At 69.9% G+C, this 21,338-nt stretch carries 19 protein-coding genes; 4 read left to right on the plus strand and 15 right to left on the minus strand.

Translation table 11 applies throughout. The annotated features are described in order from the left end of the window. Positions 1–2: 2 nt before the first annotated feature. The 14 genes from hpnH to OG972_RS06180 all read right to left on the minus strand — a co-directional run bounded on the left by hpnH (position 3) and on the right by OG972_RS06180 (position 15,746). Positions 3–1,022 (minus strand): adenosyl-hopene transferase HpnH, encoded by a 1,020-nt coding sequence (gene hpnH, locus OG972_RS06115; protein ID WP_266978992.1) that lies wholly within the window; start codon positions 1,020–1,022, stop codon positions 3–5. A gap of 5 nt (positions 1,023–1,027) precedes the next feature. After that, a complete protein-coding gene (locus OG972_RS06120; RefSeq protein WP_266978994.1) occupies positions 1,028–1,687 on the minus strand; it encodes a 1-hydroxy-2-methyl-2-butenyl 4-diphosphate reductase in 660 nt (219 codons plus the stop codon). Beyond that, positions 1,687–3,687 carry a squalene--hopene cyclase gene (gene shc, locus OG972_RS06125; protein ID WP_266978996.1) on the minus strand — a complete coding sequence of 667 codons (2,001 nt, stop codon included), beginning with the start codon at positions 3,685–3,687 and terminating at the stop codon, positions 1,687–1,689. The genes OG972_RS06120 and shc overlap by 1 nt, the downstream gene beginning before the upstream one ends. A 104-nt stretch (positions 3,688–3,791) precedes the next feature. Further along, complete coding sequence (locus OG972_RS06130; RefSeq protein ID WP_266978998.1) at positions 3,792–4,895, minus strand: polyprenyl synthetase family protein; 1,104 nt, start codon at positions 4,893–4,895, stop codon at positions 3,792–3,794. Beyond that, complete coding sequence (gene hpnE, locus OG972_RS06135; protein ID WP_266979000.1) at positions 4,892–6,280, minus strand: hydroxysqualene dehydroxylase HpnE; 1,389 nt, start codon at positions 6,278–6,280, stop codon at positions 4,892–4,894. Before hpnE ends, OG972_RS06130 begins: the two co-directional genes overlap by 4 nt. Before the next feature lie 160 nt (positions 6,281–6,440). Beyond that, positions 6,441–7,361: a presqualene diphosphate synthase HpnD gene (gene hpnD / locus OG972_RS06140; protein ID WP_266990304.1), complete on the minus strand. Its 921-nt coding sequence runs from the start codon at positions 7,359–7,361 to the stop codon at positions 6,441–6,443. Between the two features lie 29 nt (positions 7,362–7,390). Beyond that, complete coding sequence (gene hpnC / locus OG972_RS06145) at positions 7,391–8,311, minus strand: squalene synthase HpnC (protein WP_266990306.1); 921 nt, start codon at positions 8,309–8,311, stop codon at positions 7,391–7,393. Positions 8,312–8,755: 444 nt separating this feature from the next. Next, positions 8,756–9,541 carry an ABC transporter ATP-binding protein gene (locus tag OG972_RS06150; protein ID WP_266979002.1) on the minus strand — a complete coding sequence of 262 codons (786 nt, stop codon included), beginning with the start codon at positions 9,539–9,541 and terminating at the stop codon, positions 8,756–8,758. Continuing rightward, a complete protein-coding gene (locus tag OG972_RS06155) occupies positions 9,534–10,463 on the minus strand; it encodes an ABC transporter permease (RefSeq protein WP_266979004.1) in 930 nt (309 codons plus the stop codon). Before OG972_RS06155 ends, OG972_RS06150 begins: the two co-directional genes overlap by 8 nt. Positions 10,464–10,567: 104 nt before the next feature. Beyond that, a complete protein-coding gene (locus OG972_RS06160; RefSeq protein ID WP_266990308.1) occupies positions 10,568–11,440 on the minus strand; it encodes a glycosyltransferase family 2 protein in 873 nt (290 codons plus the stop codon). A gap of 5 nt (positions 11,441–11,445) precedes the next feature. After that, a complete protein-coding gene (locus OG972_RS06165; protein WP_078840313.1) occupies positions 11,446–12,225 on the minus strand; it encodes a CDP-alcohol phosphatidyltransferase family protein in 780 nt (259 codons plus the stop codon). After that, positions 12,203–13,264, minus strand: coding sequence for an iron-containing alcohol dehydrogenase family protein (locus tag OG972_RS06170; RefSeq protein ID WP_266979009.1), 1,062 nt, complete (start codon positions 13,262–13,264; stop codon positions 12,203–12,205). Before OG972_RS06170 ends, OG972_RS06165 begins: the two co-directional genes overlap by 23 nt. Continuing rightward, positions 13,252–13,989 carry a phosphocholine cytidylyltransferase family protein gene (locus tag OG972_RS06175; protein WP_266979011.1) on the minus strand — a complete coding sequence of 246 codons (738 nt, stop codon included), beginning with the start codon at positions 13,987–13,989 and terminating at the stop codon, positions 13,252–13,254. The genes OG972_RS06170 and OG972_RS06175 overlap by 13 nt, the downstream gene beginning before the upstream one ends. Then, positions 13,986–15,746 carry a DUF5941 domain-containing protein gene (locus tag OG972_RS06180; RefSeq protein ID WP_266979013.1) on the minus strand — a complete coding sequence of 587 codons (1,761 nt, stop codon included), beginning with the start codon at positions 15,744–15,746 and terminating at the stop codon, positions 13,986–13,988. Before OG972_RS06180 ends, OG972_RS06175 begins: the two co-directional genes overlap by 4 nt. A 339-nt stretch (positions 15,747–16,085) precedes the next feature. On the opposite strand from OG972_RS06180, the gene galE reads away from it, so the two are divergent. From galE to idi, 4 genes are all read left to right on the plus strand, one after another. Then, the gene (gene galE / locus OG972_RS06185; RefSeq protein WP_266979015.1) at positions 16,086–17,069 is read left to right on the plus strand and encodes a UDP-glucose 4-epimerase GalE; all 984 of its coding nucleotides are present in this window, start codon (positions 16,086–16,088) and stop codon (positions 17,067–17,069) included. A 165-nt stretch (positions 17,070–17,234) separates the two neighbouring features. Continuing rightward, positions 17,235–18,176: a cation diffusion facilitator family transporter gene (locus tag OG972_RS06190; RefSeq protein ID WP_266979017.1), complete on the plus strand. Its 942-nt coding sequence runs from the start codon at positions 17,235–17,237 to the stop codon at positions 18,174–18,176. Positions 18,177–18,414: 238 nt separating this feature from the next. Continuing rightward, the gene (locus OG972_RS06195) at positions 18,415–19,695 is read left to right on the plus strand and encodes a bifunctional class I SAM-dependent methyltransferase/N-acetyltransferase (RefSeq protein ID WP_266979019.1); all 1,281 of its coding nucleotides are present in this window, start codon (positions 18,415–18,417) and stop codon (positions 19,693–19,695) included. A 149-nt stretch (positions 19,696–19,844) separates the two neighbouring features. Beyond that, positions 19,845–20,438 (plus strand): isopentenyl-diphosphate Delta-isomerase, encoded by a 594-nt coding sequence (idi, locus tag OG972_RS06200; protein WP_266979021.1) that lies wholly within the window; start codon positions 19,845–19,847, stop codon positions 20,436–20,438. A 38-nt stretch (positions 20,439–20,476) separates the two neighbouring features. Here idi and OG972_RS06205 read toward each other — a convergent pair whose 3' ends face one another. Continuing rightward, on the minus strand, positions 20,477–20,932 hold the full coding sequence (locus tag OG972_RS06205; protein WP_266979023.1) for an ATP-binding protein: 456 nt from the start codon (positions 20,930–20,932) through the stop codon (positions 20,477–20,479). Positions 20,933–21,338: the final 406 nt, after the last annotated feature.

Genomic DNA, 21,338 nt, shown 5'->3' on the forward strand with positions numbered 1-21,338 from the left:
CGTCACCGGTTCCCGGAGACGGTTTCCCGCGCGGCGCGCAGGGATTCCTTCAGCGACCCCATCGTGGCGAGGACGGCGGTCGGCTCGTAGCCGCAGTGCGCCATGCAGTTGGCACAGCGCGGGTCCTTGCCGCGGCCGTACTTGTCCCAGTCGGTCTCCTCGATGAGTTCCCGGTACGTCGGGACGTACCCGTCGCTCATCAGATAGCACGGTCGCTGCCAGCCGAAGAGCGAGTAGTTGGGGATCGCCCAGGCCGTGCACGGGAAGTCCGCCTTGCCCTCCAGGAAGTCCAGGAAGAGCGGCGAGTGGTTCAGCCGCCAGCGGGCCCGGTTGCCGCCCGCGAAGGACTTCTTGAAGAGCTCGCGGGTCTGCTCGACGCCGAGGAAGTGCTCCTGGTCGGGCGCCTTCTCGTACGCGTAGGCGGGCGAGATCATCATCTCGTCGACCTTCAGATCGTCATTGAGGTAGTTGAGCACCTCGATGATGGTCTGCGGGGTGTCGGTATTGAAGAAGGTGGAGTTCGTGGTGACCCGGAAGCCGCGCCGCTTGGCCTCCTTGATCGCCGCCACCGCCTCGTCGAACACGCCTTCCTTGGCGACCGATTCGTCGTGCCGCTCACGCAGGCCGTCGATGTGCACGGCGAAGGCGAAGTACGGCGAGGGGGTGAATTTCTCGATCTTCTTGCGGAGCAGCATCGCGTTGGTGCAGAGGAAGACGTACTTCCTCCGTGCGACCAGTTGCCGCACGATTTCGTCGATCTGCGGGTGCATCAGGGGTTCGCCCCCCGCGATGGAAACCATCGGGGCACCCGATTCCAGCACCGCGCCGACGGCCTGGGCCACCGGCATGCGCTGCTTCAGGACTCCGGCCGGATGCTGGATCTTTCCGCAGCCCTCGCACGCCAGGTTACAGGCGAACAAAGGCTCCAGCTCGACAATCAGCGGGAACTTGTCCCGCTTGCGGAGCTTTTGTTCAACGAGGTACGTCGCAACCTTGATGGTCTGACGGAGCGGCATGGCCATCTAGCTCACCTCCTGGGGAGCAGCAAAGATCGGTGCCATTCATAGAAAGCAGGGAGGACGGCACGAAGAACACGGAAGGCTGATATTCCACCGCGTACTGTGCCGATGCGGACGAGCTCGTGCTCCGGAGCGTCCACGACCACCCGTACAGCCGCAACCGGGCGCGGCCCGGTGCGCAGGGCGGTGCGAAGAGTGGCGGCGGACTCCATGTCCACCGCGATCGCCCCGGTGGCCCACAGTTCGGCCCGCTCATGTCCGCGTACGACATGGCCGGAACCGGTCAGCGGACCGATGTGGACGGTGCGGCCGGGCACCGCCCCGGCGAGTGCCTCGGCGAGCAGATCCACGCCGGTACAGGCCGTCGACTCCCCGGCTTCCCGGGTCTCGTCGGCGACCACCAGGTCCCCGGGGTGCATGCCGGGTGCGAGCCCGGCACAGAACCCGGAGGCAATGACCGCGGAACCGGCCGTCCGGCCCTGGGTGAGCGCGCGTTCCACGGCCGTCTCGGCGGCTTTCGGACCCATGCCCGTACGGAGCACGGTCACCGTGCCCGGGGCGTCGCCGGCCCGTCCTCTGCCGCTGCGCAGGGCCAGTTGCTCGATACCGAGCGCGCAGGCGATCAGCAGAGGCGCTGCGGGGCCGGGCGGCCCCGGGGTATCGCCCATCAGGCCCCCTCGCCGGTGGCCGTGCGGGCGGCGAACGGGTCACCGTACACGTACCGCCCGAGCGCGGTGAGAGGGAAGACCTGGCGGTAGAGGTGGTAGTTGATGGAGAAGTCCCAGGGGAACCCGGTGCCGGTGAAGTACGGCTCGTCCCAGGACCCGTCGGCCTGCTGGTTCTCGGTCAGCCAGGTGATGCCGCGGGCCACCGCCGTGCTGTCCCGCCGGTCGGCGGCGAGGAGGGCGAGGAGGGCCCACGCGGTCTGGGAGGCAGTGGACGAGCCGTGCCCGATCCACTTCTCCTCCCGGTACGAGCGCAGGTCCTCGCCCCAGCCGCCGTCGTCGTTCTGGACGGACTCCAGCCAGCCGACCGCCCGGCGGATCGCAGGATGGGAGGCGGGCAGCCCGGCAGCGATCAGGGCGGGCACCACCGACCCTGTTCCATACACGTAGTTGACGCCCCAGCGGCCGAACCAGGCACCGCTCGCCTCCTGTTCGGCGAGCAGCCACTCGATGCCGCGCCGGGCGGCGGGATGGTCGGACCGCCCCTCCATGGCGAGCATCTCCACCACGTGTCCGGTGACATCGGCGGACGGCGGGTCGATGACCTCTCCGAAGTCGCAGAACGGCAGCCGGTTGGGGAACGGGCTGGTGTTGTCTGCGTCGAATGCGCCCCAGGCGCCGTTGCGGGACTGCATGCCGAGGTTCCAACGCACCCCGCGTTCGATGGCGGCCTCGATACTGGCCGGGTTGGGGTGCCGGACCCGGCGCAGCGCGAGGACCACCTCGGCGGTGTCGTCGATGTCCGGGTAATTGTCGTTGTGGAACTCGAACGCCCATCCGCCTGGGTCCAGTTGAGGTCGACGCACGGACCAGTCGCCGAACCTGACGATCTCCTCGCCGAGCATCCAGTCCGCCGCTTTCACGAGCGCGGGGTGGTCGGGCCTGACTCCGGCATCGGCGAGCGCGATGGTGGCGAGGCAGGTGTCCCAGACCGGTGACTGGCAGGCCTCGATCATGCGGGCGCCGTCCTCGCGCCAGACTGCGAACCGGTTCAGCGAATCCAGGCCGGCCCGCATCACGGGGTGGTCGAGGTCGTAGCCGAGGAGGTGCAGGGCGATGACGGAGTACACGGCGGGCGGCTGGATGCCGCCCCAGCAGCCGTCGTTCTCCTGGCGTTCGATGATCCAGCGGGCGGCCGCGTTCATGGCGATCCGGCGCAGTCGGCGCGGGGCCACCTTGTGGTAGACGTGCAGCGCCTTGTCGAGGCGCTGGAAGACACCGTCCCAGCTGGCCGCCGGGGCGGGGCGCCTGGGCGGGTTCGGGACGAGCGGGTCGGTGTGCAGTTCGTCGAGGGCGAAGGGCGCGGGCCGTACCGGCCGCTTCGCCGAGACGACGGTCAGCGGCACAATGGTCTGCCGGGCCCAGCAACCGAAGTCGTAGATGTTGAGCGGGACCCACTTCGGGAAGAACATCAGCTCCGGTGGGAGCTCCGGCAGGTCGTCCCATTTCCACCAGCCGAAGAGGGCCAGCCAGATGCGGGTGAACACGCGGCTTTCCGCGATGCCGCCCTGTTCCCGGATCCATCCGGAGGCCCGGGCCATGTGCGGCTCGTCCGGCCGGTCCCCGGCCAGCCGCAGCGCGACGTAGGCCTCGATCGTGGCGGAGAGGTCGCCCGGGCCGCCGTAGAAGGTGGCCCAGGTGCCGTCGACGAGCTGCTCGCCGCGGATGAAGAGTCCAGCCGCCTCGACGGTGGCCGGGTCCTGGATGCCGAGGAACTGACGGAGCAGCAGGTCCTCGGCGTCCATCGTGACGTTGGTGGCGAGGTCGCCCTTCCACCAGCCCTGGGCGTCCTGCCTGCCGAGGAGATGCCCCACCGAGCGTTCCGCGGCCCGCCGCGCGGCGGCGAGCACATCGTCCGCGGCGATGGTTGATTCGGTCGGTTCGCTGGCCGAGGCTGCGCGGGGGTTCACAGCCCCGGTGCTTCCGTCGGTCGTCGCTGTCATGGCTTCCCCTTCGTGCAGTTGGTCCTCTGCTGTGCTGGGGTCTCCGTCGGCCGGCGCCCCCTACGGGCACCGGCCGGCGACTGCGAGTCATATGCGAATGGTGATCATCTCTTTCGTACGACGACGAAGTCCGCGAGCGCAGTGAGCTGCGCCCGCACGGTTTCCGGCATGTCGACACCGTGCAGCGCCTCGATGGCGACCGCATGCTGCCGACGGGCCTCCTGGGCGGTCCACTCCCGGCCGCCCGCCTCCTCGATGAGCGCCGCCCGGGCGGCGAACTCCTCCTCGGAGAAACTGTCGAAGTCGCTGCTCTTGGCGTCCGCGGCGAGCAGTTCACCGAGGCGCTCCGAGGCCGGTCCGCCCGCGGCGAGCGCGGCGACGACCGGCAGGGACTTCTTGCGCTGACGCAGATCGCTCCAGGTCTGCTTGCCGGTGGACTCCGGGTCGCCCCAGATACCGAGCAGATCGTCGACGGCCTGGAAGGCGAGGCCGAGGTGGTAGCCGTACGCCTCCAGGGTGTCGGCGGTGCGGTCGTCGGCGCCGCCGAGCACCGCGCCGATGGACACGGCGCAGGCGAGCAGGGCACCCGTCTTGTTGCCCTCCATCTCCAGGCACTCCTCGACGGTGACCCGCTCGCGGTGCTCGTAGGAGATGTCCTGGGCCTGCCCGTCGATGAGCTTGCGGCTGGCGGTGGTCAACCGGCGGGCCGCGCGGCCCGCCTCGACCGTGCCGAGCTCCAGCAGGATCTCGTTGGCCAGCGCGAAGAGCGCGTCGCCGACCAGGATCGCCTGGGCGGGGCCGTGCACCTTCCACACGGTGTCGCGGTGACGGCGCTGCTCGTCGCCGTCCATCAGGTCGTCGTGCAGCAGCGAGAAGTTGTGCACGAGTTCGACGGCGACGGCGCCGGGGATGCCTGCCTCGGCGGCGGCGCCCGCCGCCTCCGCGGACAGCAGGGCGAGCGCGGGGCGGACGGCCTTGCCGCCGTCGCCGTCGGCGGGGCGGCCCTGAGCGTCGATCCAGCCGAAGTGGTAGGCGGCGACGGTGTCCATGGGTGGTGCGAGCCGGTCAACGGCGGCCCGGAGCACCGGAGCGGACATGGCCCGTCCGCGCTCCAGAAGCGCGGTGACGTCCGCGGTGTCTGCCACGGTGTCGAAAGCCGGATTCGCCGGGGTCACTGACTCTCCTCTTGTTCCGGTGGTACTGCTCATGCCGCCTCCTGCAGCGGATGTTCATGGGTGCGGCCGAGCGAGGAGAGCGCGGCGCCGGCGGCGCTGAACCCGCTGCGGACAGCGCCCTCCATCGTCGCGGGCCAGCCCGTGGCCGTCCATGCTCCGGCCAGAAGGAGGCCGGGGGTACGAGTGCGGGTCCCGGGGCGCAGCCGGCCGACGCCGGGGGCGGGGGCGAAAGTCGCCGTCCGCTCCCGGGTGACGAAGAAGTCCCTGATGCCGGCTCCGCGGGCGGCGGGGAGCAGCCGCTCCAGTTCGGGCAGGTAGCGACGGCGCAGTTCGGCGACGGGCAGGTCGATCTCGTCGTCGGCCGCGGACTGGGAGATCGCGAGGTACTGCCCGGGCCCGGTGAGTCCGGAGGCGTCCGTACGGTCGAAGACCCACTGGACCGGGGAGCCGAGTGCGGCGAAGAACGGGCGGCGCAGCACCTTGCGGTCGTAGACGACGTGCACATTGAGGATCGGCGAGGTGCCGATGTCGAGCAGCCTGTCCGGCGCGTCGAGTGCGCCCTCGGGCAGCAGCCCGTGGGTCTCCCGCTGGGGGACGGCGAGGACGACGGTGTCCGCCTCGATCCGTTCGGCGCCCGTGTCGACGATCCAGCGTCCGTCGTCGGTACGGGAGAGGCCGTCGGCCTTGGTGCGCAGCTCGGTCCGTACGCCTGCGGAGTCGAGCGCCTTGCGGGCCAGCGTGTCGTGGACCTCGCCGAGCGGCACGCTCGCCCAGCCGATGTCGGCGGCGCCGGGCTCGGAGAGAAGTCCGGTCTTGAAGACCTTCGCGGCGAGGGCCAGGGAGGAGTTCGGTGCGGTGGCGTTGAGTGTGGCGACGCCGACCAGGTCCCAGAGGGCCTCGATGGTGCGCGGGGACTGTCCGTGCCGGGCCAGCCAGCTGCCGAAGTCGATGGTGTCGAGCGCCGGGTCGTCCGGGTCGAGGCGGCCGAGTGCCAGCGCGGCACGTCCGACGGACGCCCGTTCGGCGAGCGAGAGGTGCGGATAGCCGGCGAGTCCGGCGGCGAGGTGGAACGGGACGGGAAGCGCATTGCGGCGCAGCCGTCCGAGCCGGGGCCCCGAAGAGCGTCCGACGTCGAGAACGGGCACGTCCAAACGGTTTTGCAGGGGTGCCAGACGGGCGCCGTCGACCCGGTCGAGGAACCAGCGGTAAGCGGTGCAGCAGCGCAGATAGACATGCTGCCCGTTGTCGACCGTCAGTTCGCCGCGACGGAAGGAGAAGGCGAGTCCGCCGAGCCGGGGCCGTCCTTCGAGCAGGGTCACGTCAAGCCCGGCATCGGCGAGACGGAGGGCCGCGGTGATGCCGGCGAGTCCGCCGCCGATCACGACGGCGCGGGAGGAGCGCAGGGCCTCGTCGGTCATGCGTCCCCCCTCCGTTTCCGCCGGGTCGAACCGGCTGGGCTGGTCATGTCGGTCAGGCACGTCGTTTCAGTCAGGGACGCGTCATCCCGTCGGAGGGTTGCCCGCCGAAGAGACCGGATGTCCGTGATGCACATGTTGCGCGAGTTGTCCTCGATACGCATCAGACACGCCCCCGGGCCGTCCGGCGCGAAATGTACCGCGCGTCCAGACCCGACAGGCCACGCACCGCGACATACGCCTTCTCGTGGCCCGGCAGCGAGACCCGACCGCGCAGCACCGCCTCCGGGTCGCGCTCGATCCGGTCGAGCAGCCGCCGGTAGATACCGGCCATGGCGGCGACGCAGGCGCCGCTGCGGCGGTCCAGCATCGGCAGCAGCCGGTAGCCCTCGGCGAAGAGGGCACGGGCGCGCCGGACCTCGAAGTGGACCAGGCCCGCGAAGTCGGAGCCCGGCGGCGGTGTGGCCCGGTGGAAACCGGCGGAGCAGCCGAACTTGGCAAGGTCGTCGGACGGCAGATACGTACGCCCGTTGCCCGCGTCCTCGCGGACGTCGCGGAGGATGTTGGTGAGCTGCAGGGCGAGGCCGAGCGTGTCGGCGTACTCCGCGGCCCGGTCCGCGCCGGGCGCACCCGGTTCCGTCCCGAAGACGCCCAGGCTGAGCCGCCCGATGGCTCCGGCGACACACCGGCAGTAGACCTTGAGGTCGTCCCACGTCTCGTACGTCGCGCCGCGCACGTCCATCAGCACGCCGTCGATCAGCTCGTCGAGCCCACCGAGCGGCAGCGGAAACCGGCGTGCGGCGTCGGCGAGCGCGACAGCCACCGGGTCGGTGTCGTCCTCCTCGACCGCGCCGTCCCGGATCCGGTCCAGGAGTGTGCGGGTGCCCTCCAGCCGGGTCCGCTTGGTCTCCCGGTCCAGCTCTCCGTCGCCGATGTCGTCGACCCGGCGGGAGAAGGCGTACAACGCCGACATGGCCTGCCGCTTCTCGGTGGGCAGCAGCCTGATTCCGTACGCGAAGTTACGCGCCTGCTGTCCGGTGACGGCCTCGCAGTAACTGTATGCGGCCTGCACCGGCGCCGACATGTACGTCGTCTGTCCCTCCACGGTCCGGCTCACCCCTCTCTACGCGCTCTTCGCAAGACAACTCCCACCTCGCGCAGCAGGCTGGGCTTGGTGGGCTTGGGCGGTCCGGGCAGTACGTCGAACCCGGCGGCCGCGATCGCGGTGAGGGCGGCGCGCCCCCCTCCCACAAATCCGGCGAGAAGCAGCTTGAGCCTGCCGTGGACGCTACCCACGAGGGGGGTGCCTTCATTCAGCAGGTTCCGGGCGCGTTCTGCTTCGTATGCAACCAGTGCGCGCACCGATGCGCCCCCGGAGGGGGTTGCGAGGTCGGCCTCGGTGACATGGAACCGGGCCATGTCCTCGGCCGGCAGATAGATCCGGTCGCGACCGAGGTCCTCGGTGACGTCCTGGAGGTGCTCGACGATCTGCAGGGCGGTGCAGACGGCGTCGGAGCGACGGATCCGCTCGGGACTCGCAGTCCCGGTGATCCCGAGGACCAGCCGGCCGACGGGATTGGCGGAGAGCTCGCAGTAGGCGAGCAGTTCCTCGTACGTTCCGTACCGCCGGACCTTCTGGTCCTGCCGGTTCGCCTCGATGAGCCCGAGGAACGGTTCGGGGGTGAGCGCGCAGCGCCGCACGGTGGGGCGCAGTGCGCGGAGCAGCGGGTGGCGCGGGCTGTCGCCCGCGGGGTCGAAGACGCGGTGCAGATCGGCCTCGAAGGCGTCGAGCATCGCGAGCCGGTCATCGGCCTCTGCCGGATCGAGTCCGAGGTGGCGGGCGTCGGCGCCACCGGGGGCGAGGTCCCCGTCGCCGATGTCGTCGACGAGACGGGCATATCCGTACACGGCCATCAGATCGTTACGCCACGCGCGCGGCAGAAAGAACGGGGCCACAGGGAAGTTCTCGTCCGCGGCCTTGTCGAGCGTGGCGGGTACGGCGGCGTCATGGCGCGCCTGCCGGGTACGAGTCACCACGGACCGCCCGGCGCGGGGACGGCATATACACCTCGGAGCTGGAGATTTTCCGTCATTGCCGTCACATCTCCCGTTCTACACTGCCGACCCAAAACATCCCATTCCGGACACGCCGCCCGCTCTCCCGAGTGCGGAGGACCGTCTAGGGTCGGTACTCCCAGGCGGTATCGCCCCACTTGCTACGAATCAGCACCGGTACAGCTTACGTTGTACAACGCTCAGCCATACGCCCGGGTGCAGTGCGCACTGCAACAACGCTGCCTTTCCCGCCAACCTTCCCCGTGCGCAAGGAAATTGACGTCATCCGCCGGGAGGAGATCGCCCCTGGCGTGGCGCAGAGCCCCGTGCACGCGCGCCGGATGCCCACGATCCGGACACGGCAGCGGCCTCCGCCGGAATGCTCCGGCGGAGGCCGCTGCCGTGAGGGGGACGGCGGAGCGCCTACTTCCCGGTCTCCCGCTCGTACGCCTTGAGGACCTCGTCGGTCGGGCCGTCCATCAGCAGCTCGCCCTTCTCCAGCCAGAGCACCCGGTCGCAGGTGTCCCTGATGGACTTGTTGCTGTGGCTGACCAGGAAGACCGTGCCCGCCTCCTTGCGCAGCTCGCGGATGCGCTTCTCGGAGCGGATCTGGAACTTGCGGTCACCGGTGGCCAGCGCCTCGTCGATCATGAGGACGTCGTGGTTCTTGGCGGCGGCGATGGAGAACCGGAGCCGGGCGGCCATACCGGAGGAGTACGTCCGCATGGGGAGGGTGATGAAGTCGCCCTTCTCGTTGATGCCCGAGAAGTCGACGATCCCCTGGTAGCGCTCGCGGATCTCCTCACGCGTCATGCCCATCGCGAGCCCGCCGAGCACCACGTTCCGTTCGCCGGTCAGATCGCTCATCAGCGCCGCGTTCACGCCGAGCAGCGACGGCTGTCCGTCCGTGTACACCTTGCCGTGCTCGGTCGGCAGCAGACCGGCGATGGCCCGCAGCAGGGTCGACTTGCCGGAGCCATTGGTGCCGATGAGACCGATGGCCTCGCCCCGGTAGGCGGTGAAGGAGACACCGCGGACGGCGTGCACCTTCCGGACTCCGCGCGCCTCGCCCTTGCCGCGGCGCACTATCCGGCTCAGCGCCGCGGTGGCACTGCCCTTGCCTCCGCCGGCGCCGTTGACCCGGTACACGATGTGCACATCGTCGGCGATGACGGTGGGGATGCGCCCCGAAGTGTTGTCCTCAGCCACGGCCGTACCGTTCCTCTGCCTTCCAGAAGTACACAAAGCCCGCGAGGCCGATGAAGACCGACCAAACAAGCCCGACGATCCAGACGTGCGGCGGCAGGTTCTCGGAGCCGTAGCCGTCGATCAGCGCGAAGCGGATCAGGTCCATGTAGATCGCCGCCGGGTTGTACTGCAGCACGCTCGCGATCCACTCCGGCTTGTCCTTGAGCATGACCGGGATGGAGAACATGACACCGGACGCGTACATCCAGGTGCGCATGATGAACGGCATCAGCTGGGCGAGGTCGGGGGTCTTGCTGCCGAGCCGGGCCATGATCAGGGCCAGGCCGGTGTTGAAGACGAACTGCATGACCAGCGCGGGAACGATCAGCAGCCAGGAGAGCGACGGGTAGCTGCCGAAGCCGATCGCCACGACCGCCAGCACGATCATCGAGAACAGCAACTGCTGGAGCTGCTGCAGCGAGAACGAGATGGGCAGCGACGCGCGGGGGAAGTGCAGGGCTCGGACCAGTCCGAGGTTGCCCGAGATCGCCCGCACGCCCGCGGTCACCGAGCTCTGCGTGAAGGTGAAGACAAAGACGCCCGTCACCAGGAAGGGGATGAAGACCTCCTGGGTCATGCCCTTCCTGGTGCCCAGGATCAGCCCGAAGATCAAGTAGTAGACCAGGGCGTTGAGCAGCGGCGTGGCCACCTGCCACAGCTGGCCGAGCTTGGCCTGGCTGTACTGGGCGGTCAGCTTGGCGCGGGAGAACGCCATGATGAAGTGGCGGCGGCCCCAGAGCTGCTGGACGTACTCGAACAGCCCGGGCCGGGCGCCGCTCACCGTCAGGCCGTACTTGCCTGCCAGTGCGGCGGCGCTCAGGCCGTCGTCGGCGGATGGCGGGGTGCTCAGCGCGACCGCACCGTCATGGGTTGTGTCACTCACCAGATGAAACTCTCGTATTCAAGATGCGCAGCCAGTCGCGGTCGCGGTTCAGGCGGACAGGTCCCAAGAAAAAAATACGCCTCATGCTCTCAGAGGAGAGCTTCTCAGATCACGGGAGGTCGGCCGAGTCTGGTCAGCCGCCACACCGTGCGCCACTTCATCGGACGGCGTGGTCCGGAGGGCTTGGTCCAGCCTTCCCGGAAGCCGCCGAACCATGCCTTCAGCGCGGGGCCCGAGGGCTTGCGGAGCAGCGTCAGCAGCAGCCAGACGCCGAGGTAGACGGGGACCAGGGGCGCGGGCAGATTGCGGCGCGCCAGCCAGACCCGGTTCCTGGCCACCATGCGGTGGTAGACCGCGTGCCGGGACGGGGCGGTGGTCGGGTGGTTGAGAACCATGTCCGCGCGGTAGTCGATCATCCAGCCGGCGTCCAGTGCCCGCCAGGCGAGATCCGTCTCCTCGTGCGCGTAGAAGAAGTCGCCCGGCAGCCCGCCGACCTCGGCGAGAACCTGGGTACGGACGGCGTTGGCGCCGCCCAGGAAGGTCGTCACCCGCGACGAGCGCATCGGGTCGGCGGCGCGCAGCCGTGGCACGTGGCGGCGCTGGGTCACGCCGGTGTCCGGGTCGGCGATCCGAAAGCTGATGATCCCCAGCTTCGGGTCCTGCTCGAACGCCTGCCGGCACAGCTCGGCGGTGTCGGTCAGCGGCAGCAGTCCGTCGTCGTCGAGGAAGAGCAGCGCGTCGACGTCGGCGCCGGACGGGCCGAACGCCTCGATGCCGACGTTGCGGCCGCCGGGGATGCCGAGGTTCTCAGGGAGCTCGACGGTCCGTACACCCGCGGGGACGTCCGGGACCGGCGCGCCGTTGCCGACGACCACCACCTCGATCCGGTCGCCGTCCTGCTTGGCGACCGAATCGAGGAGGGCGCGCAGTTCGTCAGGACGGTTGCCCATCGTGATGATGACCGCGCCGAGCTTCATGGGGCTCACTTCAGCCTGCTCGACGCCAGGACCGACACCAGGTGCAGCAGCGTCTGTACGAGGGCGATACCGGCCAGCACGGCGACGCCGAGCCGGGAGAAGAACAGGTCGCCCCTGACCGCGTCCAGGACCGCCAGGACCAGGATCAGCAGGGATGCCTCGATCCCGAGCACCAGGCGGTGGAACTTCAGCGCCGCGGCGGCCTTGCGGGCCAGTGCCAGACCGGACGAGCGCGGCTCCGACGCCGCCTCCTTGACGGGCGGCAGTCCGCCCTGGTGACGGGCGACGCCGACGAGGTCGGTCTCGGCCTTGATCAGGACAGCGCCGAGGGCGGCGAGGGTGCCGAGGAAGGCCCACAGCCAGTCGATCCGCCCGGAGCCCCACAGATCAGCCGCGCGCAGCCCGAAGCCGACCAGCACCGCGGCGTCGCAGAGGTAGGCGCCGACGCGGTCCAGGTAGACGCCGCCGAGCGAGAACTGCTTCTTCCAACGGGCGATCTCGCCGTCGATGCAGTCGAGCAGCAGATAGAGCTGGACCATCACCACCCCGAGGACGGCGCCCGCGATCCCGGGCACCAGCAGGGCCGGGGCGGCGAGGACGCCGCAGACCGTCATCAGGTAGGTCAGTTGGTTCGGCGTGATCTTGGTGTTCACCAGGTACCGGTCTATGTGCAGCGAGATCTCCCGCATGTACATGCGCCCGGCCCAGTGTTCACCGCTGCGCCGGTCCTTCACACCCTCCGGGTGAACGACCGGACGGAGTTCAGCTACTGATGGTCTTGGCATAGTCGGCGTACGCGTCCCTGATCTGGTCGGTGGACAGGTTGAGGTGTTCGAGGATCGTGAAGCGTCCCGGACGTGTCTGCGGGGCGTAGTCGACGGCCTGGACGAACTCGTCGGCGGTGAAGCCGATGTCTTCGGGCAGGACCGGCAGCCCGTGCCGGCGCAGGGTGGTCACCATGAGCAGCGACTCCTCGCGCGCACCTCGCAGGTACATGGCGAAGCAGGCGCCGAGGCCGACCTGCTCGCCGTGGCTGGCAGCGCGCTTGGGGTACAGCAGGTCGAAGGCGTGGTTGATCTCGTGACAGGCGCCCGAGGCAGGCCGGGAATCCCCGGCGACCGACATGGAGATGCCGGTGAGCACCAGGCCCTCGGCGAGCACCTTCAGGAAGGCGTCGTCGCCGACCCCGCCGGGGTGGCGCAGCACGGCCTCACCCGCCTGCCGGGCCATGGCGGCCGCCAGCCCGTCGATCTCCTCGCCCTTGACGTCGTGGGCGAGCTCCCAGTCGGCCACGCAGGAAATGTTGGAGACCGCGTCGCCGATGCCGGAACGGACGAAGCGGGTGGGCGCCTCGCGGATGATGTCGAGATCGATGACGACGGCGATCGGGGTGGGGACCCCGTACGAGCCCCGTCCGTTGTCGTTGTCCAGGGTCGCCACGGGCGAGCAGAGACCGTCGTGCGAGAGGTTCGTCGCGACCGCGACCATCGGCATGCCGACGCGCGCCGCGGCGTACTTCGCCACGTCGATGATCTTGCCGCCGCCGAGGCCGACCACGGCGTCGTACCGGTTGCCCTTGATCTCGTCGGCGAGCCGCACGGCGGAGTCGATCGTGCCGTCGGCGACCTGATACCAGTGGGCGCCCGGCAGCACCGGGGACAGCCGCTCGCGCAGGACCCGGCCCGAGCCGCCGCTGATCGCGACGGCGAGCTTGCCGGAGGAGGAGATCCGCTGGTCGGCGAGGAGGCCGGCCAGGTCGTCCAGGGCGCCGCCGCGGATGTCGACGACGACCGGGGACGGGATGAGCCGGGTCAGTACAGGCACGCGATCTCACGGCCCTTCGCGAGGTCGTCGTGGTTGTCGATCTCGACCCACGTCACTTCGCCTATGGGGGCCACGTCGACGGTGAAGCCGCGGTTGACGAGCTCCTGGTAGCCGTCCTCGTAGTAGAGGTCGGGGTCGCGCTCGAACGTCGCCTTCAGGGCGTCGGCCAGCTCCTCGGCGGCCTCGGGCTCGATCAGGGTGACGCCGATGTACTCGCCGGTCGCCGTGGTCGGGTCCATCAGCTTGGTGATCCGCTGGACGCCCTTGTCGCCGTCGGTGATGACCTTCATCTCCTCGTCGGCGAGGTTCTTCACCGTGTCGAGGGCGAGGATGATCTTCTGTCCGTTGCCGCGGGCGGCGAGAAGCGTCTTCTCCACGGACACCGGGTGCACGGTGTCGCCATTGGCGAGGATGACGCCCCGCTTCAGGACCTCACGGGCACACCACAGGGAGTAGGCGTTGTTCCACTCCTCGGCCTTGTCGTTGTCGACAAGAGTGAGCGTCAGGCCGTACTTCGCCTCCAGCTCGGCCTTGCGGTCGTACACGGCCTCCTTGCGGTAGCCGACGACGATCGCGGCCTCGGTGAGGCCGATCTCCGCGAAGTTGGCGAGCGTCAGGTCGAGCACGGTCTTCTCGCCGTCGACCGGCACGAGGGCCTTCGGAAGCGTGTCGGTGTAGGGGCGCAGACGCCGTCCTGCACCGGCTGCGAGTACGAGGCCGATCATGCGGGTTCTCCTTCGTCGTGAACGGCAGGTGCTCCGGAGGACACCCAGAAGCGGATGGACTCGGCAAGCACCACCACGGCCACGGCCACCGCGAAAGCGGTGAGTGCCACGGTGAAACCTGAATGCTGAGTGAGTACGGCGGCGAGTACGGCCACCACCAGGGTCCGGCCCTCGTGCCCACCGATCGTTCGCACCAGCCACCGGGGCGGCGCGCCGGTGCCCCCGCGAATGCGGTACACCGTGTCGTAGTGATGGTAGGCGACGGCCGAAATCAGTCCGAAAGCCGCAGGAAGGGCTTGATCGACATCACTGCGGGCGGCCAGAGCAAGGATCGTGCAGTACTCCGCCGCCCGGAATATCGGGGGCACGAGCCAGTCGAGTGCGCCCTTGAGGGGACGGGCGACGGCGACGCCGGAGCAGACCGCGTAGAACACCGCGGCGACGATCATCTGCCGACTGCCGAACGGTTGCAGCAGAGCGGCGGCGATCAGGGCGGCCGCACCGACGAGGGCCACCACCGGGGCGGCCCACCCGCCCCGGATGCGGGGTCCCCTCGCCGCGACGAGGCCGGCCAGCGGCCCGGAGTCCGCGAGGTCGGCGAGCGCCTGGGCGGCCCGGTCGGTGCGCTGCGCCTTGCGGGTCAGCGAGCGCAGCAGGCGGCCGGCGGTGGTGTAGCAGGCGGCGACGGAGCAGCCGATCAGCAGAGCGTAGAAGACGATCCGCGGGGTCGTCACCGCGGTCAGCACGGCGATCATCGCCCAGCGCTCGCCGATCGGCAGCACTATCATCCGGCGCAGCCAGACCGTCCAGCCGACGCTGTCGAGCTTGTCGGAGAGGGCTGCCGTCGGGCTCGAATTGGCGACCGCGTCGTGGTTGGCCTCGTTGAACGAGAAGTCGACGACATGACGGCAGGTCTGCAGCACCATCGCGCCGAGGGCGAGCGCCCATACGTCGTCGCCGTTGCGGGCCGCGCCGAGGGCGAGGCCCGCGTAGTACGCGTACTCCTTGGCCCGGTCGAACGTGGCGTCCAGCCAGGCGCCCATCGTCGAGTACTGCAGCGAGTAGCGGGCGAGCTGCCCGTCGGTGCAGTCCAGGACGAAGGAGAAGAGCAGCAGCAGTCCCGCGGCGATGTACCCGCCGCGGCTGCCGGTCGCCGCGCAGCCCGCCGCGATCAGCGCGGTGAGCAGGGAGGCGGTGGTGACCTGGTTCGGCGTGAGGCCGCGGCGCGCGCACCAGCGGGCGATGTAGCGCGAGTACGGGCTGATGAAGTAGGTGGTGAAGAAGCCGTCGCGGGCCTTCACGGCGCTGCGCAGCCGTACCGCCTCGTCGTCGACCGCGTCCACAGCGGACTGGGCGGTGGCGCGGGCGGCCTGGTCGACGGGGACGGCCGCGACGAGCGAGCCGAGCTCCGGGCGCTGCACGGCGGTGCCCTCGGCCTCCAGCGCGACGGCGAGACGGCCCGGCACGGTGCGGTCGGTGACGGGCACGGTGTCCGCGCCGCCGGCCCGTCCCAGCGGGACGCCCGCACCGATGGCCGCGGTGGTGCTGCGCAGGGCGCGGGCGAGCGCGGGGCGCGCCTCCGGCTGTGCGGTGAGCGCACCGGGGACGGTGGCGGCGGGGAAGCGGGGGTCGGTCAGTCCGAGCCGAAGGGCGTGGACGTGTCCGACGAAGCGGGGATCGACGAGCGCGACGCGGGCGTCGGCAGGGGCTGCGGAGAGCAGCTCGGCGGCCTCGGTGACATCAGCGGCGGTCTGCACGTCGAAGCCCAGCGACCTCAGATCGTCCGCGAGCGACGATCCGGGTACCGATGCACCGGTGAGGATGGCGGTCGACAGACGAACTCACTCCTTGGTGCTGACAGGGTCGGCGCGCGACAGTGCGGCCCGGATGCGGGCCGGCGGCACGTCGGCAGAGGCTATCGGATGAACGGAAGCGGGAGTTCACTGCCCGTTTGTGCTCCGTTCGGGGCGGACCGGCATCATGCGGCGCCGCCCGCGATCATCATCGTCGATCCCGGCCCCGGCTCACAAACCGCGGGGGTACCGGGCTCCCCCTCGGCTCACACGCCGCAGCGGCATAGACCTAGGCTGACGGGTATGACATGGCTGATCACAGGCGGAGCGGGATATATCGGGGCACATGTGGTGCGGGCCATGGCGGCTGCCGGGGAGCGGGTGGTCGTGCTCGACGACCTCTCGACCGGCATCCGCGACCGGATCCCGGCCGATGTACCGCTGATCCGCGGCTCGACCGCCGATCGCGCGCTGCTCGACCGCACGCTCGCCAGGCACACGGTGACGGGTGTGGTGCATCTCGCAGCGAAGAAACAGGTGGGCGAATCCGTCGAGAAGCCGCTGCACTACTACCGGGAGAACGTGTCGGGGCTGACCGTCCTGCTGGAGGCCGTGGTCGCCGCCGGTGTGCGGAGCTTCCTCTTCTCCTCCTCGGCCGCCGTGTACGGCGTACCGGACGTGGAACTCATTACCGAGGAGACTCCCTGCGCCCCGATCAATCCGTACGGTGAGACCAAGCTCGCCGGGGAGTGGCTGGTCCGGGCGACCGGGCGGGCGCACTCCCTGTCCACCGGCTGCCTGCGCTACTTCAATGTGGCGGGAGCGGCCGCGCCGGAACTCTCGGACACGGGCGTCTTCAATGTCATTCCGATGTTCTTCGACCGGCTGACCCGCGGCGAGGCCCCCCGGATCTTCGGCGACGACTATCCGACGCCGGACGGGACCTGCATCCGCGACTACATCCACGTCGCCGATCTCGCCGACGCGCATCTCGCTGCGGCCCGCAGACTCGCCGGGCAGGACAGCCCCGGGGACCTGACCGTGAACATCGGCCGCGGCGAGGGCGTCTCGGTGCGCGAGCTCGCTGATCTGGTGGGCGAGGTCACCGGCCACCCGATCAAACCGGAGACCGAGCCGCGTCGGCCCGGCGACGCGGCCAGGGCAGTCGCCTCCGCCGCCCGGATGTCCGAGGAGCTGGGCTGGACGGCCCGGCTCGGGGTGCGGGACATGGTCGAGTCGGCCTGGGAGGGCTGGTGCCTGCGCCACCCCGAGGCGCTCGCCTCATGATCCGCGCCTGAGCGTTGCACCGCCCTGACCTGCCACCATTTCCGCAGGTCAGGGCACATGACAACGGTGTTCAGTGCCGTGTTGCCCGATACCCCCTACCCGTAGTTCACTGGCCTTCTCGGGCCGATACGGGTCCGGTTCCGCAAGACGACCGGAGGCGTCCCCATGGGAGCTGGGCACGATCACGGACACTCGCACGGCGGGCCGCCGCCCACCGGCACCGCGACCGCCGCGTACAAGGGACGGCTGCGCATCGCGCTGTGCATCACACTCACCGTGATGGTCGTGGAGATCATCGGTGGTCTGCTCTCCGACTCGCTCGCGCTGATCGCCGACGCCGCCCATATGGCGACCGATGCGCTGGGGCTGGGCATGGCGCTGCTGGCGATCCACTTCGCCAACAAGCCGGCCGGGCTCAACCGGACCTTCGGCTACGCCCGGGCCGAGATCCTCGCCGCTCTGGCCAACTGCCTGCTGCTGCTCGGTGTGGGCGGCTACCTGCTCTACGAAGCGGTCGAGCGCTTCGTCACGCCCGCCGAGACCCGGGGCGGGCTGACGATCGTCTTCGCCCTCGTCGGCCTGGCCGCCAACATGGTCTCCCTGTCGCTGCTGATGCGCGGGCAGAAGGACAGCCTCAATGTGCGCGGCGCCTATCTGGAGGTGCTCGCGGACGCGCTCGGCTCGGTCACCGTGCTGGTCTCGGCCGGCATCATCCTGGCCACCGGCTGGCAGGCCGCCGACCCGATCGCCTCGCTGCTGATCGGCCTGATGATCGTCCCCCGTACGGTCAAGCTGCTCCGGGAGACGCTCAATGTGCTGCTGGAGTCGGCCCCCAAGGGCGTCGACATGGGCGAGGTACGGGCCCACATCACCGCCCTGCCCGGGGTGCTGGACGTCCATGACCTGCATGCCTGGACCATCACTTCGGGGATGCCGGTGCTCTCCGCCCATGTGGTGGTGCAGCAGGAGCTGCTCGACTCGATGGGGCACGAGAAGCTGCTGCACGAGCTGCAGGGCTGTCTCGGCGACCACTTCGACGTCGAGCACTGCACGTTCCAGCTGGAGCCGAGCGGGCACGCGGAGCACGAGGCCAAGCTCTGTCACTGAACGGCAATTCAGCGCGATACCCGAACTGCCGTCCTGGAGCGGGTGTAGGGTCCTGCGCAGAGGCATACGTGCCTCCCCCTGCCTGAGAGAGGAGCTGAGGTTGATGACCGTCGCGACGGCGCTTGCCCGGCGCAGCATCCGGTCCTTCTTCAGCTCCCGGGTTCCCGGCTAGCACCCCGGCTCACGCACGCCGAGTCGCCACGTTGGCCGGAACCCTCTCACTCAAGGGTTTCCCACGTTGACCGACAACGATCACACCGCCCGTTACGAGGCGTTCTTCTCCCTGCACCACCACCTGCCCCGGCAGAGCCCCGGCTCCGACGCCACCACCCGGTGGATGCTGGCCCGCACCGGCCGGCTGCCGCGGCGTCCGCGCGTCCTCGATCTGGGCTGCGGTCCCGGCCGTGCCGCGCTGTTGCTCGCCGCCGAAGCCGGCGCCGAGGTGACGGCCGTAGACACCCATCAGCCGTTCCTCGACGAGCTGCGCGCGTCCGCGGAGGCGCGCGGGCTCGGCGACCGGATCCGTACCGTCCACGCCGACATGGGCAGGCTTTCCGGCCCGGGTACCCCGGACTTCGCGGACGCGTCGTTCGATCTGGTCTGGGCCGAGGGGTCCGCGTACATCATCGGCTTCGACACCGCGCTGCGGGACTGGAAGCGGCTGCTCGCCCCGGGCGGCTCCCTGGTGGTCAGTCACTGCGTCTGGACGACGGACGCGCCGTCGGACGAGGCGCGTGCCTTCTGGGACCAGGACGGCCCGATGCTCCCGGTGTCCGCACAGACGGCGCGGGCCGTCGCGGCGGGCTATCACGTCCTCGGGGCGCGGGTGCAGCCCGAGAGCGACTGGGACGAGTACTACGTGCCGCTCGCCGAGAAGGTCGCGGCCGCCGACCCGTCGACGCCCGGCATGGCGTGGGCGCTCGCATCCACCCGGGAGGAACTGGCCATGCGCCGCGACCACGGTACGGAGTACGGCTATGCCGCGTACGTCCTGCGCCCCGCCGACCCCCGCTGGACCACCCGGCCGGAGACGACGGCGGACATCGATGCGGTGCACGCGGTCAATGCGGCAGCCTTTCCGACTCCGGACGAGGCCCGTCTCGTCGACGCGCTGCGCACCGATCCACAGGCCTGGCTGCCCGGTCTGTCCTACGTGGCACGGGAAACCGGAGGGACCGGGGACATCGCGGCGTACGCCCTGCTGACCCGGTGCCGGGTGGGTGACGCACCGGCGCTCGCACTGGCCCCCGTGGCGACGGCCCCGGACCGCCGGCGGCAGGGTGCGGGTCAGGCGGTGGTGCGGGCCGTGCTGGACGCGGCCCGACTGCGGGGCGAGTCACTCGTCCTGGTGCTCGGGCATCCCGACTACTACCCGCGATTCGGCTTCGTACCGGCGTCCCGGTTCGGGATCCTGGCGGGCTTCGAGGTGCCGGACGAGGCGATGATGGCTCTGGTCCTCGACGATTCCATGCCCGTACCGACGGGCACGATCCAGTATCCGGCGGCATTCGGGATCTGACGTGCTGTCCGGTACCGCCGCATCCACCAGGTGCGGCGGGGCCGGACATGCCAGGACCCGAAGTACGGACAAGCCGCTTTTGTACGGCAGACTTGAGCAGACTCGAGGGGACCGGCGCACCAGGCCGGGGACCATAGCGAAGGATGGGTATGCCGACCACACCAGCCACCGCGGCGAACAGCTCGTCGAACGGCACAGCAGAAGCGATCATGCTCGAACTGGTCGACGAGAACGGCACCACCATCGGCACGGCGGAGAAGCTCGCCGCCCACCAGGCACCCGGTCAACTGCACCGGGCATTCTCCGTGTTCCTCTTCGACGAGCAGGGCAGACTGCTGCTGCAGCGCCGGGCGCTCGGCAAGTACCACTCCCCCGGTGTCTGGTCGAACACCTGCTGCGGCCACCCGTACCCGGGCGAGGCACCCTTCACCGCCGCCGCCCGGCGTACGTACGAGGAGCTCGGGATCTCGCCCTCGCTGCTGGCCGAGGCGGGCACCGTCCGCTACAACCACCCCGACCCGGCATCGGGCCTGGTGGAGCAGGAGTTCAACCACCTCTTCGTCGGCATGGCGCAGGCGGAGCTGCAGCCGGACCCGGAGGAGGTCGGCGAGACGGCGTTCGTGGCCGCCGACGAACTGGCGAAGCGGCATGCCGAGGCACCGTTCTCGGCGTGGTTCATGACGGTGCTCGATGCCGCGCGCCCGGCGATCAGGGAGCTGACCGGCCCGTCCGCGGGCTGGTAGCGGCGAACCGAACGGCGGGCGCGGGACGGGTGGGGGGGTCAGAGGAACGGGGTCAGCGGCAGTGCCGCCCAGATGACCTTTCCGCCGCCGGCGGTGTGCTCCACATCGCAGGTGCCGCCTGCCTCGTTCGTGATCTCCCGGACCAACAGCAGCCCGCGCCCGCCCGTCTGCGCGTAGTCCGTCTCCAGCGCCGTGGGCCGGTACGGGTGGTTGTCCTCGACGGAGACTCTGACCCATTCGGCACCGACGGCCACCTCGACCGCGAGCTCCGGGGAGAGCAGAGCGGCGTGCTTCACGGCGTTGGTGACCAGCTCGGAGACGATGAGCAGCAGGCCCTGGGTGATGCCCTCGTCCATGGGCACGCCCTGGCGGTTCAGCAGATCGCGTACGGCGTGCCGGGCCTGCGGTACGGAGACGTCGACGGCCGGCGCGGTGAACCGCCAGACTCCCTCGTACGACACGGGCCTGGCGGGGACACTCCCGCGGCTCTCCATAGTTCCCGCACCCGCTCTCGACTCGACAGTCACTGCACGTCGAAGTACAGAGTGCGGGGAGTAGTTGGTCCGGGCCGTGCCACTGAACAGAAGTCGACCTCTATCGACAGAATTTTTTCGAATGAGTATGACAGCGTCAGTTCTCGGACTGGTTCTGATCTTCTTCTGAGGGCTTGTCCGGCAGTTCCTCGGTCGCCGTCCGGTCCGAAACCAGCGGGACGACGCGGCGGCCACCGACCCCGGTGCAGACGGGACCGGCCAGGCCCGCCACGACCAGGAGGGCACCGAGCAGGACGAGCCCGCCGAAGCTGCGGCTCGGTTACCCGCCCTGGAATTCGGGCCGTCCATCTGACAGCTCCTCACGGTGCGTGACTTCGCGACCCCTTCTTGATCACAGGTTCGAACG

Source organism: Streptomyces sp. NBC_01669 (assembly GCF_026339735.1).
GTDB classification, from domain to species: domain Bacteria; phylum Actinomycetota; class Actinomycetes; order Streptomycetales; family Streptomycetaceae; genus Streptomyces; species Streptomyces yanii.

Excerpts from the sequence above, each read along its gene's own strand:
- idi (WP_266979021.1), top strand. The coding sequence starts at position 19,845 with ATGCCGACCACACCAGCCACCGCGGCGAACAGCTCGTCGAACGGCACA.
- OG972_RS06205 (WP_266979023.1), bottom strand. The coding sequence starts at position 20,932 with ATGGAGAGCCGCGGGAGTGTCCCCGCCAGGCCCGTGTCGTACGAGGGA.
- OG972_RS06130 (WP_266978998.1), bottom strand. The coding sequence starts at position 4,895 with ATGAGCAGTACCACCGGAACAAGAGGAGAGTCAGTGACCCCGGCGAAT.
- OG972_RS06165 (WP_078840313.1), bottom strand. The coding sequence starts at position 12,225 with ATGCCAAGACCATCAGTAGCTGAACTCCGTCCGGTCGTTCACCCGGAG.
- OG972_RS06190 (WP_266979017.1), top strand. The coding sequence starts at position 17,235 with ATGGGAGCTGGGCACGATCACGGACACTCGCACGGCGGGCCGCCGCCC.
- OG972_RS06120 (WP_266978994.1), bottom strand. The coding sequence starts at position 1,687 with ATGGGCGATACCCCGGGGCCGCCCGGCCCCGCAGCGCCTCTGCTGATC.
- hpnE (WP_266979000.1), bottom strand. The coding sequence starts at position 6,280 with ATGACCGACGAGGCCCTGCGCTCCTCCCGCGCCGTCGTGATCGGCGGC.
- hpnD (WP_266990304.1), bottom strand. The coding sequence starts at position 7,361 with ATGTCGGCGCCGGTGCAGGCCGCATACAGTTACTGCGAGGCCGTCACC.
- OG972_RS06160 (WP_266990308.1), bottom strand. The coding sequence starts at position 11,440 with ATGAAGCTCGGCGCGGTCATCATCACGATGGGCAACCGTCCTGACGAA.
- hpnH (WP_266978992.1), bottom strand. The coding sequence starts at position 1,022 with ATGGCCATGCCGCTCCGTCAGACCATCAAGGTTGCGACGTACCTCGTT.
- OG972_RS06175 (WP_266979011.1), bottom strand. The coding sequence starts at position 13,989 with ATGATCGGCCTCGTACTCGCAGCCGGTGCAGGACGGCGTCTGCGCCCC.
- galE (WP_266979015.1), top strand. The coding sequence starts at position 16,086 with ATGACATGGCTGATCACAGGCGGAGCGGGATATATCGGGGCACATGTG.
- shc (WP_266978996.1), bottom strand. The coding sequence starts at position 3,687 with ATGACAGCGACGACCGACGGAAGCACCGGGGCTGTGAACCCCCGCGCA.